General features: G+C 70.1%; 10 protein-coding genes. 4 read left to right on the forward strand and 6 right to left on the reverse strand.

All coding sequences use genetic code 11. From position 1 onward, the window contains the following. Positions 1-116: 116 nt before the first annotated feature. Positions 117-1,406 carry a citrate synthase gene (locus PUR53_RS44210; RefSeq protein ID WP_329897229.1) on the forward strand — a complete coding sequence of 430 codons (1,290 nt, stop codon included), beginning with the start codon at positions 117-119 and terminating at the stop codon, positions 1,404-1,406. 774 nt (positions 1,407-2,180) lie between these two features. Here the strand turns inward: PUR53_RS44210 and PUR53_RS44215 are convergent. The 3 genes from PUR53_RS44215 to PUR53_RS44225 all read right to left on the reverse strand — a co-directional run bounded on the left by PUR53_RS44215 (position 2,181) and on the right by PUR53_RS44225 (position 5,552). Next, positions 2,181-4,484 carry a heavy metal translocating P-type ATPase gene (locus PUR53_RS44215; protein WP_329912259.1) on the reverse strand — a complete coding sequence of 768 codons (2,304 nt, stop codon included), beginning with the start codon at positions 4,482-4,484 and terminating at the stop codon, positions 2,181-2,183. A 25-nt stretch (positions 4,485-4,509) separates the two neighbouring features. After that, complete coding sequence (locus PUR53_RS44220) at positions 4,510-4,749, reverse strand: heavy-metal-associated domain-containing protein (protein WP_239754426.1); 240 nt, start codon at positions 4,747-4,749, stop codon at positions 4,510-4,512. 74 nt (positions 4,750-4,823) lie between these two features. Continuing rightward, on the reverse strand, positions 4,824-5,552 hold the full coding sequence (locus PUR53_RS44225) for a TetR/AcrR family transcriptional regulator (protein WP_329912260.1): 729 nt from the start codon (positions 5,550-5,552) through the stop codon (positions 4,824-4,826). Positions 5,553-5,723: 171 nt separating this feature from the next. Between PUR53_RS44225 and PUR53_RS44230 the strand changes: the two genes are divergently transcribed. Together PUR53_RS44230 and PUR53_RS44235 are read left to right on the forward strand one after the other, a co-directional pair. After that, positions 5,724-7,952, forward strand: a complete 2,229-nt coding sequence (locus PUR53_RS44230; RefSeq protein ID WP_329912261.1) for an MMPL family transporter — start codon at positions 5,724-5,726, stop codon at positions 7,950-7,952. 208 nt (positions 7,953-8,160) lie between these two features. Next, a complete protein-coding gene (locus tag PUR53_RS44235; RefSeq protein ID WP_329912262.1) occupies positions 8,161-9,204 on the forward strand; it encodes a zinc-dependent alcohol dehydrogenase family protein in 1,044 nt (347 codons plus the stop codon). On the opposite strand, the gene PUR53_RS44240 is transcribed toward PUR53_RS44235, so the two are convergent. The 3 genes from PUR53_RS44240 to PUR53_RS44250 all read right to left on the reverse strand — a co-directional run bounded on the left by PUR53_RS44240 (position 9,185) and on the right by PUR53_RS44250 (position 11,285). Beyond that, on the reverse strand, positions 9,185-9,775 hold the full coding sequence (locus PUR53_RS44240) for a GNAT family N-acetyltransferase (protein ID WP_329912263.1): 591 nt from the start codon (positions 9,773-9,775) through the stop codon (positions 9,185-9,187). The two genes, PUR53_RS44235 and PUR53_RS44240, sit on opposite strands and share 20 nt — an antisense overlap. Positions 9,776-9,837: 62 nt before the next feature. Beyond that, positions 9,838-10,041 carry a helix-turn-helix transcriptional regulator gene (locus tag PUR53_RS44245; RefSeq protein ID WP_060884633.1) on the reverse strand — a complete coding sequence of 68 codons (204 nt, stop codon included), beginning with the start codon at positions 10,039-10,041 and terminating at the stop codon, positions 9,838-9,840. 326 nt (positions 10,042-10,367) lie between these two features. Beyond that, positions 10,368-11,285 (reverse strand): sugar phosphate isomerase/epimerase family protein, encoded by a 918-nt coding sequence (locus PUR53_RS44250; protein ID WP_152168976.1) that lies wholly within the window; start codon positions 11,283-11,285, stop codon positions 10,368-10,370. Positions 11,286-11,410: 125 nt separating this feature from the next. Here PUR53_RS44250 and iolC point away from each other — a divergent pair, with 125 nt between their 5' ends. Further along, on the forward strand, positions 11,411-12,361 hold the full coding sequence (gene iolC / locus PUR53_RS44255; protein WP_329912264.1) for a 5-dehydro-2-deoxygluconokinase: 951 nt from the start codon (positions 11,411-11,413) through the stop codon (positions 12,359-12,361). Positions 12,362-12,375: the final 14 nt, after the last annotated feature.

Below are 12,375 nucleotides of genomic sequence, written 5' to 3' on the forward strand. Positions count from 1 at the left end.
AGTGCCGCCGATGGGCCCGATGGTCGACCCCGAGTGCACTCTCCAGAGCCAATTGGGGGATGGTAGAGACAGTCAGGGCACCTCGAAGAAGAGGCACTACGTCGGTGAGGGATGACGTGAGCGACAACTCTGTAGTACTGCGGTACGGCGACGGCGAGTACACCTACCCGGTGATCGACAGCACCGTCGGCGACAAGGGCTTCGACATCGGGAAGCTCCGGGCCCAGACCGGTCTGGTCACCCTGGACAGCGGCTACGGGAACACCGCTGCCTATAAATCCGCCATCACCTATCTCGACGGTGAGCAGGGCATCCTTCGGTACCGCGGCTACCCGATCGAGCAGCTGGCCGAGCGCTCCACCTTCCTGGAGGTGGCGTACCTGCTGATCAACGGTGAGCTTCCGACCGTGGACGAGCTCTCCACGTTCCAGAACGAGATCACGCAGCACACCCTGCTGCACGAGGACGTCAAGAACTTCTACCGGGGCTTCCCCCGGGACGCCCACCCGATGGCGATGCTCTCCTCCGTGGTCAGCGCCCTGTCGACGTTCTACCAGGACAGCCACAACCCGTTCGACGAGCGGCAGCGCAACCTCTCCACGATCCGCCTGCTGGCCAAGCTGCCGACCATCGCGGCGTACGCGTACAAGAAGTCGATCGGTCACCCGTTCGTCTACCCGCGCAACGACCTCGGTTACGTCGAGAACTTCCTGCGCATGACCTTCTCGGTCCCGGCCCAGGAGTACGACCTCGACCCGGTCGTCGTCTCGGCGCTCGACAAGCTCCTCATCCTGCACGCCGACCACGAGCAGAACTGTTCGACCTCCACGGTCCGCCTGGTCGGCTCCTCGCAGGCGAACATGTTCGCGTCGATCTCGGCCGGTATCTCCGCGCTCTGGGGCCCGCTGCACGGCGGCGCCAACCAGTCCGTGCTGGAGATGCTGGAGGGCATCAAGGCCAACGGCGGCGATGTCGACTCCTTCATCCGCAAGGTGAAGAACAAGGAGGACGGCGTCCGCCTGATGGGCTTCGGCCACCGGGTCTACAAGTCCTTCGACCCGCGCGCCAAGATCATCAAGGCTGCCGCGCACGACGTCCTCTCGGCCCTCGGCAAGTCCGACGAGCTGCTGGACATCGCGCTGAAGCTGGAGGAGCACGCGCTCTCCGACGACTACTTCGTCTCGCGCAACCTCTACCCGAACGTGGACTTCTACACCGGCCTGATCTACCGCGCCATGGGCTTCCCGACCGAGATGTTCACGGTCCTCTTCGCCCTCGGCCGCCTGCCGGGCTGGATCGCCCAGTGGCACGAGATGATCAAGGAGCCGGGCTCCCGCATCGGCCGCCCCCGCCAGATCTACACGGGCGTCGTCGAGCGCGACTTCGTCCCGGTCGAGGCCCGCTGAGCCGAGTACTTGTAGCAGAGGGGCCCGTGCGGAGAACTGTTCCGCACGGGCCCACTGCTTGCCCGCTGAGGCAGAGGGCGCCCTACGGCGAGTGAGCCGAAGGGGCGCGCCTGTGTCGAGACGGCATGGGGGCACCTCCCGCTCGAGCGAAGCCGAGAGTGGGGGAGCGCGCAGCGCCCGACGAAGGAGGGCCGAGCACGATCGCCGTCTCGACACAGGCTTCTGCGCCCCGGAGGCGAACCGAGCCTTAAAAAAATAGCGAGAAGGCGCCCTGCAACGCTGGTCCCCCCACGGGCCGGCGAGCAGGGCGCCTTCCCATGTCCCGGTGCGGATTCCCCCCACGGGATCCGGCCGGGCGTCTGGTGGGCACAGCGCCTGAATTCGCTGAGCTCGACGAGCAGAGCTCGTCGTCCTACCTCTATGTGTCTGTCGTGCCGCGGTGTGCGGTCTGCCGGGACGCGTACGTACGGGAGGGCCGCTCAAAGCTCCCCGGTGCACGTGCCCCGGCAACGCAATTCCGGGAACGTCCCCCAAGACATCCCCAGATGCCAGTCACGCCCCCCAAGACGCTTCTGACATCGCCAACTTAGACTCACGAACCCCTTCGGTGGTTACGTTCACTCCACTGTGATCTGCGTCTCTTGCGAAATGTCCTGAAGATGCGCAAGAGACCCGATTTGGCGATCGAGGTCCCAGCGTAAGGATGATGCGCGAGCCTTGTGAAGAGCTTATGTGGTGCTGCTTCCGGACTCTAGAGGGACTTTTGCCCGGCGGTCACGAAAATGTCCTGAGTCGCAAGCTGTTCGTTACCACGAAAACGGACGAAAAGGCCATAGCCGCCCCCGCGATCATCGGGTTGAGCAATCCGGCGGCGGCCAGCGGCAACGCGGCCACGTTGTATCCGAAGGCCCAGGCCAGATTGCCCTTGATCGTGGACAGGGTCCGCCGCGACAGCCGGATGGCGTCGGCGGCCACCCGCAGGTCCCCGCGCACCAGCGTCAGATCGCCCGCCTCGATCGCCGCGTCCGTCCCCGTGCCCAGCGCGAGCCCGAGGTCGGCCACAGCCAGTGCGGCGGCGTCGTTGACCCCGTCGCCGACCATCGCGACCGTACGGCCCTCGCGCTGGAGCCGGCGGACGACGTCGACCTTGTCCTCGGGCAGCACCTCGGCGATCACGTGCTCGAGGGAGACGCCGACCGCCGCGGCCACGGTCCGGGCCACCCGCTCGTTGTCCCCGGTCAGCAGCATCGGGGTGAGGCCGAGCGCCCGCAGCCGCCGTACCGCCTCGGCGCTGGTCTCCTTGATCGCGTCGGCGACGGTGACGACACCGAGTGCCACGCCGTCGCGGAGGACGACGACCGCCGTGTGCCCCTCGCTCTCGGCGGCCTCCTTCGCGCCCTTCAGGGCCTCGGGGAGCGGCTCGTCGGGGAATCGGCCCACCCGGACGTCGTGGCCCGCCACGAGGCCGCGTACGCCCCTTCCGGGCAGGTTCTCGAAGCGCTCGACGGGCGGCAGTGCGCCCACGCGCTCCTCGGCGCCCGCGGCGATCGCCCGGCCCACCGGATGTTCGGAGGCGTGTTCGACGGAGCCGGCGAGACGCAGGACGTCCTCCTCGGTCACCCCCTCCGCCGGGGCTACGGCCTCGTCGTCGGGGTCGCCCCCGACGACGTACACCCCCTTCAGCGTCATCCGGCCGGTGGTGACGGTGCCGGTCTTGTCCAGGACGACGGTGTCGACGCGGCGGGTGGACTCCAGGACCTCGGGGCCCTTGATGAGGATGCCGAGCTGGGCGCCGCGCCCGGTGCCGACCAGCAGGGCGGTCGGGGTGGCAAGGCCGAGCGCGCACGGGCAGGCGATGATCAGCACCGCCACGGCCGCCGTGAACGCGGCGGTGGTGTCGCCGGTGGCGCCGAGCCAGGCGCCGAAGGTGGCGACCGCGATCAGGATGACGACCGGGACGAACACGGCCGAGATCCGGTCGGCGAGCCGCTGCACCTCCGCCTTGCCGTTCTGCGCGTCCTCCACCAGCCGTGCCATCCGCGCCAGCTGGGTGTCCGCGCCGATCCGGATCGCCTCGACGACCAGCAGGCCGCCGGCGTTCACGGTCGCGCCCGTGACGGCGTCCCCGACGGTCACGTCCACCGGCACCGACTCACCGGTCAGCATCGACGCGTCGACGGCGGAGGCGCCCTCCACGACGGTGCCGTCGGTGGCGAACTTCTCACCGGGGCGTACGACGAAACGGTCGCCCACCGCCAGCCGCCCGACCGGGATCCGTACCTCCCGCCCCTCCCGCAGCACCGAGACGTCCTTGGCGCCCAGCTTCAGCAGTGCCTTGAGCGCGGCGCCGGCGCGGCGCTTGGAGCGGGCCTCCAGATAGCGGCCGAGCAGGATGAACGCGACCACCCCGGCGGCCACTTCGAGATAGATCGTCGACGAGCCCGCCGTACGGGAGACGGTGAACTCGAAGCCGTGCCGCATGCCCGGCATGCCCGCGTGCCCGAGGAAGAGGGCCCACAGGGACCAGCCGAAGGCGGCGAGCGTGCCGACGGAGACGAGGGTGTCCATCGTGGCCGCGCCGTGCCGGAGGTTGGTGAACGCGGCCCGGTGGAAGGGCAGTCCGCCCCAGACGACGACGGGCGCGGCCAGCGTCAGCGAGAGCCACTGCCAGTTGTCGAACTGGAGGGCGGGGACCATGGACATGAGGACGACGGGCGCCGCGAGCAGTGCCGAGACGGTGAGCCGCTGCCGCAGCGAGGCGAGTTCGGGGTCCGCCTCCGCCTCCGCCGTCGGGAGGGACTCTTCCTCCTCGGTTCGCGGAGGGGCGGGGGGCGGTGGCTCCTCGGCCGTGTACCCCGTCTTTACCACGGTGGCGATGAGGTCGGCGACCTCCAGCCCCGGGGGGTAGGTGACCTTCGCCTTCTCCGTCGCGTAGTTGACGGAGGCGGTGACCCCGTCCAGGCGGTTGAGCTTCTTCTCGACGCGGGCCGCGCAGGAGGCGCAGGTCATTCCGCCGATGGTCAGCTCGACCTCGTGGACGGGGTCTCCTATGGCGGCGGCCGCGGTGGTGCTCGTCATGTCCGTGCCCGGGTGATCCGGTGCCTCAGGCCTTGCCGACCAGCTCGAAGCCGGCCTCGTCGACGGCGGCGCGCACGGCCTCCTCGTCGAGCGGGGCGGCCGAGACCACGGTGACCTCGCCGGTGGAGGCGACGGCCTTCACGGAGGACACGCCGTCGAGCTGGGTGATCTCGCCCGAAACGGCGCCCTCGCAGTGCCCGCAGCTCATGCCGCTCACCTTGTAGACGGCGGTGACGGAGCCCTGGGTATCGGTCTCGGTGGCCATGTCGTTACTCCTCGTCGGGGCGGGTGGGGGCGATGTCGGGTCGGGTAACCCTTCAGGTGCCCATCTTATACCCCCTAGGGGTATGAATCCAAGGCGCGTGGGGCGGGAGTGCCGCTCGCGGGGCCGGCAGCGAGCTTGTCGCCCACGAGGGGCTCCAGGTACCGGAGCACGACGTTCTTCAGTTCCTGTACGTAGGCGTCGCGTTCGGCGCCCTCGTGGGCGAGCACCAGCTCCAGACCGGCCATGTAGACGCCGATGCAGACACGCGCGACGCGACTGACGGCGGCGGCCGGTTCGTCGGGCAGGAGGGGGGTGAGCAGGGCCTCGACGCGTGCGACCAGGGTCGTGTGCAGGGCGTCGTGCTGCTCGGCGATCCGTCCGGGGACGTCCGGGCCGTGCATCAGGGCGAAGAACACCGGGTGCCGGCAGTTGAAGTCGATGAAACGGTCGACGGCCGCCGCGACGGCCTCCTCCAGCGGGGTCGCCGGGTCGACCGGGGCGAGCGCCTCGCCGTACGCCGCCTGCATCTCCCGCATGAGCCGCTCGCCCAGCTCGATCGCGATCGCTTCCTTGTTCGGGAAGAACTGGTACAGCGTGCCCGGTGAGACCCCCGCCTCGCGGGCGATCGCGTTGGTGCTGGCGGCGGTGTACCCGGTCGAGCTGAACACGGAGGCCGCGGCGTCGAGGAGCTGGGCGATACGGCGTTCGCCGCGGGCCTGGCGGCGGCGCGGCTGCTCCTTGTCCCGGAGTCGCTCAGCCTTCTGGGGCTGCTCGGGCTGTTCCTTCTCCTGGTGGGTGGGCACGCGGTTATCCCCAGCTTTCCGGACGTGATTGACAAACACGAGTGGTCGCTCGCATTCTGATGAAACGCGAGCGACTGCTCGTGTTTGCCAGTGTATGGCTCGGTGCTCCCGTGCCACCTGGCTGCGCTCGGCGCGGACGCAGAGCGATCAGAGTGAAGGGGACACCGCACCATGACCGAAGTCAACCGGCCACCCCGACCCGGAGGCTGGACCCGGTTCGTGACCGCCCGCCCCCGGCTCTCCCTGCTGGTCGCCCTGGTGCTCACCGCCCTCGCGGTCGTCGCGGGCAGCGATGTCGCCGACCGGCTCGGCAGCGGCGGCTGGGAGGACCCGGCCGCCCAGTCCACCTACGCGACCAAGGCTCTGGAGCGCGAGTTCCCCGACTCCCAGCCGAACTTCCTGCTGTTGGTCGACGCGGGCGAGACCTCGGTCGACGCCCCGGCCGCCGCCGCCGAGGCGAAGCAGCTGACCGAGCGGCTGACCGCCGAGAAGGGCGTCACGGGCGTCGGCTCCTACTGGCTGACCGGCGCCCCGACGCTGCGCTCGGAGGACGGGACCGAGGCACTGATAGCGGCCCGCCTCACCGGCGACGACACCGCCGTGAACAAGACCCTGGACCGCATCGCCCCCGAGCTGCGCGGTACGCACGGCCCGGTCGAGGTCAAGGTCGGCGGCATCCTCGCGGTCCGCCACGAGATGCAGACGACCATCCAGGAGGACCTGCTGCGGGCCGAGATGATCGCCCTGCCGGTGACCCTCGTCCTGCTGGTCATGGTCTTCGGCAGCGCGGTCGCCGCCCTGCTGCCGCTCGGCGTCGGCATCGTCGCGATCCTCGGCACCAACGCCATCCTGCGCGGCCTCACCGAGGTCACCGACGTGTCGGTCTTCGCCCTGAACCTCACCACGGCCATGGGCCTGGGCCTGGCGATCGACTACGCCCTGTTCATCGTGCGTCGTTTCCGCGAAGAGCTGTCCACCGGCGCCGACTCCCTGACGGCCGTCGCCACCACCCTGCGCACGGCCGGCCGCACGGTCCTCTTCTCCGCCCTCACGGTCGCCGTCTCCCTCGCCGCGATGATGGTCTTCCCGCAGTACTTCCTGAAGTCCTTCGCCTACGCGGGCATCGCGGTGGTCCTGCTGGCGGCGGCAGCGGCCTTGATCCTCCTCCCGGCCGCGCTCGTCCTCCTGGGCGACCGCGTCAACGCCCTGGACCTGCGCAAACTGTTCAAGCGCCGCCGCAAGGCGGAGACCGGCAGCGGGGACTCCCCGGCCGCGGAGGAGGGCGCGGCCTGGGGCCGCACGGCAGCCCTCGTCATGCGCCGCGCCCCGTACTTCGCCGTCGCCACGACCGCCGGTCTGCTCCTCCTCGGCCTCCCCTTCCTGGGGGTGAGGTTCGGCACGGCCGACGACCGCCAACTCCCCTCCACCGCCGAGTCGCACGTCGTCCAGCAGCATCTGCGCGAGGGCTTCCCGGGCACTCCCGGCGGCGGCCTGGCGGTGCTCGCGGAGGGCAAGGCGACGAAGGCGGAGTACGCCGCCTACAAGGAGCGGCTGGCGGACCTCCCCGAGGTGCTCAGGGTGGAGGGGCCCCTGGTCGAGGGCGACTGGGCCTACTTCACCGTGCAGCCGGAGGGCGAGGCGGTCGACGAGGGCGCGCAACACCTGGTCGAGGAGATCCGGGCGACGGACGCCCCCTTCGACACCTCGGTGACGGGCACGGCGGCGGTGCTGGTCGACACCAAGGCGGCGATAGGGGACGGCCTCCCCTGGGCCCTCTCCTTCATCGTGATCGTCACGCTGATCCTGGTCTTCCTGCTCACCGGCAGTGTGCTGATCCCCCTCCAGGCAGTCCTTCTCAACGCCCTCAGCCTGACGGCGATGTTCGGCGCGCTGGTGTGGGTCTTCCAGGACGGCCACCTCTCCGGCCTGCTCGCCTTCACCAGCCCCGGCTCCATAGAGACGACCCTCCCGGTCCTGATGTTCTGCGTGGCCTTCGGACTCTCCATGGACTACGGCGTGTTCCTGCTCTCCCGCATCAAGGAGGAGTACGACCACACCGGCGACCACACGGCCTCGGTGCGCTTCGGCCTCCAGCGCACCGGCGGTCTGATCACCGCCGCGGCCGTCATCCTCGCCGTCGTCATGATCGCCATAGGCACCTCCCGGGTCACCAACACGAAGATGCTCGGCCTCGGCATAGCCCTGGCCGTCCTCATGGACGCCATGGTCATCCGCAGCCTCCTGGTCCCCGCGGTCATGCGCCTCACAGGCCGCGCGACATGGTGGGCCCCACCCCCACTACGCCGCTTCCACAACAGGTTCGGTCTGACCGAAGCGGCCCCACCGACCCCCACCCCCGAACCACAACCGGAGCCGGTCGCCATGCATTCGGCCCCCTGAAAAGCACGGGGCGCAGCCCCTGCTTTTCAGGGGCGCGGGGAACTGCGCGACCAGCCCCCACCGGACGGACGCTGGGGGTCAAAGGGGCGCAGCCCCTTGAGGATGGGACGGGTAGGGGCGGCGGGGGCGAGAAAACCCCACGCACCGACGATGCGATGCTGACCGGGGCCGCCAGCGATCACCGGCCCCGAACGGAAGGGTGGGCCACATGCGCGCAGTAGTGTTCGAGCAGTTCGGAAAGACGCCCAAGACAAAAGACGTCCCGACCCCCACCCCCACCCCCCACGGCGTAGTCGTCCGCGTCGAGGCGACCGGCCTCTGCCGCAGCGACTGGCACGGCTGGCAGGGCCACGACCCGGACATCACACTCCCGCACGTCCCCGGCCATGAACTGGCCGGGGTCGTGGAGGAGACCGGCGCGGCGGTCACGGGTTGGCGCCCCGGCGACCGGATCACCGTTCCGTTCGTGTGCGCCTGCGGCACCTGCCCCGCCTGTGCGGCCGGCGACCAGCAGGTGTGCGAGCGGCAGACACAGCCGGGCTTCACCCACTGGGGCTCGTTCGCCCAGTACGTCGCCCTGGACCACGCCGACGTGAACCTGGTGGCGCTGCCCGACGAGCTGTCGTACGGCACGGCGGCCTCGCTCGGCTGCCGCTTCGCCACGGCGTTCCGCGCGGTGGTGGCGCAGGGCCGCGTCGCGGCGGGGGAGTGGGTCGCCGTCCACGGCTGCGGCGGTGTGGGCCTGTCGGCGGTGATGGTGGCGGCGGCGTCCGGAGCCCGGGTGATCGCCGTCGACGTGTCGCCCCGGGCCCTGGAGCTGGCCAGGAAGTTCGGTGCGGCGGAGTGCGTGGACGCGTCGGCGGTCAAGGACACGGCCGAGGCGGTCCGCGACCTTACGGGCGGCGGCGCCCACCTCTCCCTGGACGCGCTCGGCTCCCCGGCCACCTGCGCGGCCTCCGTCAACGGCCTCCGCCGCCGGGGCCGCCACGTCCAGGTGGGGCTGCTGCCCTCGGAGACGGGCACCACCCCGGTGCCGATGGCCCGCGCGATCGCCCTGGAGCTGGAACTCCTCGGCAGCCACGGCATGGCGGCCCACGCCTACCCCACGATGCTGAAGCTGGTCGAAGAGGGCGTCCTGCGCCCCGACCTCCTGGTGACCGCGACGATCGGCCTGGACGCGGCCCCGGCAGCACTCGCCGCGATGGGCACGGCACCGGGCAGCGGGGTGACGGTCATCGAACCGTGGAGCTGACCCCGTCCCCCTCGGGTCGCCCCCGATGGGCGGCCCACTCCGGGGCGAGGATCGACATCCGCACGGCGTCGATCCACTCCCCGCCCTGCCACAGCGTCTGCCGTTCGATCCCCTCGGCGACGAAGCCGACCTTCTCGTAGGCGCGCCGGGCCCTGGGGTTGTGGGTGAAGACGTACAGCGAGACGCGGTGCAGACCGATGTGCTCGAAGGCATGGCCGACCGTGAGCCGAACGGCCTCCGTGCCCACCCCCCGGTCCTGCCCGCCGGGACCGATCAGGATCCGGAAGCAACAGCTGCGGTTGGCTTCGTCGACCTCGTTGAGTACGGCTTCACCCACCAGGTCACCGCTCGCCCGGTCCACGATGCCGAGGTCGAGGCGGTCGGTCTGGTCGTTGCGGCTGCCGTACCAGGACCGCAGCCGGTCCAGCTCGAATCGCTCGGTCGGGCTGCCGGTGAGCCGGACGACCTCCGGGTCCGCCAGGATCCGCGCCATCACGGGCGCGTCGTCCTCCCTGAACGGCCGCAGCACGGCCTTCTCACCGGTGAGGACGGGGTTCTCGAAAAGGCTCATCCCCGGATCCTGGACAAGGCGCGGACCCGGGGACAAGCGAATAGGTGCGACGAGGGACCGTCTCACTCGACCTTCCGCCCCCGGTTGCCCGGTCTGGAGGCGACCCAGGCGCGGATCGTGTCGGCGTACCAGTAGGGCTTGCCGCTCTCCACGTGGTCCGGCGGCGGCAGCAGCCCGTGTTTGCGGTAGGAGCGGACGGTGTCGGGCTGCACACGGATGTGCGCCGCGATGTCCTTGTACGACCAGAGAAGTCGGTCGGTCGTCATCAGTGGCACCTCCCTGCGCGCACCACGGCGGCGGCCGGGAAGGCCGTAGGGGGAGCCGGGCGCTGCGCTGGCGATTCACAAACCTGCGACCGGTCAACGACCCTCAGTGATTGAAGCGAGCCCTCGTGTGTCACGTGTGACGGAAGACCCGCGTACACGTGACACACGTGACAGAAGGGGAACTTTTGTGACACAAGTGCCGAGCAGTGCATGACAGGGCCCGACAGCCGCGCCCCTCAGGGGCGCGGGGAACTGCGCGACCAGCCACGACGAACCCGCGGCCTCGAACGCCCCGCAGCCCCAGCCCCTCCCGAGCACGCCAACCGCTACGCTCCGCAAGACCTCAAGAACGCCCGAGTCCGCTGAGCGATCGGCAGCGGAGCGTCCGGCTCGCACGGATACATGTCCTGCTCGACGATCGCGAACAGATCCACGTCCAGCTTCGCGGCAGCGGCCAGCACCGGCCCCAACTCGGGCACACCCTTGGGCGGTTCACACATCACACCCCTGGCCACAGCCGGCCCGAACGGGATCTCGTTCGCCCGCACGTCGGCCAGGATCTCGGGGTCGACCTGCTTGAGGTGCAGATACCCGATGCGCTCGCCGTACGTCTCGATCAGCTTGACGCTGTCGCCGCCGCAGTAGGCGTAGTGCCCGGTGTCGAGGCAGAGCGACACCACCGAGGAGTCGGTGCCGTCCAGGAAGCGGACGACGTTCTCCTCGCTGTCGATGTGGGTGTCGGCGTGCGGGTGGACGACGATCTGGAGGCCGTACTTCTCCCGCACCTCCCGCCCGAGCCGCTCGGTGAGCTGGGTGAGGTGCCGCCACTGCTCGACGGTCAGTTCGCTGGGCTCCAGCACCTTGCCGGTCTTGTCGTCCCGCCAGAACGACGGGATGACGACGAGGTGCTTGGCACCCATGGCCTGCGCGAGGACCGCGTTGTCGGCCACATGCGCCCAGGTCTTCTCCCAGACGTCCGGACCGTGGTGCAACCCGGTGAAGACCGTGCCGGCCGACACTTTCAGGCCGCGTTTGGCCGTCTCCTCGGCGAGGACCGCCGGATCGGTCGGCAGATAGCCGTACGGGCCCAGCTCGATCCACTCGTAGCCGGAAGCGGCGACCTCGTCGAGGAAGCGCTGCCAGGGGACCTGCTGGGGGTCGTCGGGGAACCAGACGCCCCAGGAGTCGGGCGCCGAGCCGACTCGGATGCGCGAGAGTGAGGACTGAGGTGACAACGACGTCATGGGAGTCAGCTTCAGCCTCGGAGCTGAGGGTGTCAATAGGTAGTCCGAATGTCTGGACAAAGTATTGACAGGGCCGCTCCCACGCGACTAGACCTTGACGGGAACCGGCGCGTGAAGGGAACTCGATGGCGTACGACCTGATCACCATGGGGCGGATCGGTGTGGACCTCTATCCGTTGCAGACGGGCGTCCCGCTGCCGCAGGTGACGTCCTTCGGGAAGTTCCTCGGCGGATCGGCGACGAACGTCGCGGTGGCCGCGTCCCGACTCGGCCGCACCACCGCCGTCATCACCCGCACCGGCGCGGACCCCTTCGGCGACTACCTCCACCAGGCGCTGCGCGACTTCGGCGTGGACGACCGCTGGGTCACCCCGGTGCCGGGCCTCGCGACCCCGATCACCTTCTGCGAGGTCTTCCCGCCGGACGACTTCCCGCTCTACTTCTACCGCAGGCCCAAGGCCCCGGACCTGGAGATCGACGCCCACGAGCTGGACCTCGACGCGATCGCCGGGACCCGGATCTTCTGGGTGACCGGCACGGGCCTGAGCGAGGAGCCCAGCCGTACGGCGACGCTCGCCGCGCTCGCCCACCGGGCCAAGGCCGGCACGACGGTCTTCGACCTCGACTGGCGCCCCATGTTCTGGACCGACCCCGCCGAGGCCCGCCCCTTCTACGAGGAGGCCCTGCGGCACACCACCGTCGCCGTCGGCAACCTGGACGAGGTCGAGGTCGCGACCGGGGTCCGCGAGCCGCAGGCCGCCGCCCGCGCGCTGCTCGACGCCGGGGTCGAACTCGCGGTCGTCAAGCAGGGCCCGAAGGGTGTCCTCGCGGTCAACAGCAAGGGTGAGTCCGCCGAGGTCCCGCCGCTGCCCGTGAACGTCCTCAACGGCCTCGGCGCCGGTGACGCCTTCGGCGGCTCCCTCTGCCACGGCCTGCTCGAAGGCTGGGACCTGGAGAAGATCATGCGGTACGCCAACGCGGCGGGCGCGATCGTCGCCTCCCGCCTGGAGTGCTCCTCCGCGATGCCGACCGTGGAAGAGATCGAGACAGCGGTCGCGGCGGGAGCGGTCCTGTGACCTCCACCCGCCCA

The sequence above is a fragment of the Streptomyces sp. SP18BB07 genome (genome assembly GCF_036322545.1).
GTDB classification, from domain to species: Bacteria; Actinomycetota; Actinomycetes; order Streptomycetales; family Streptomycetaceae; genus Streptomyces; species Streptomyces deccanensis.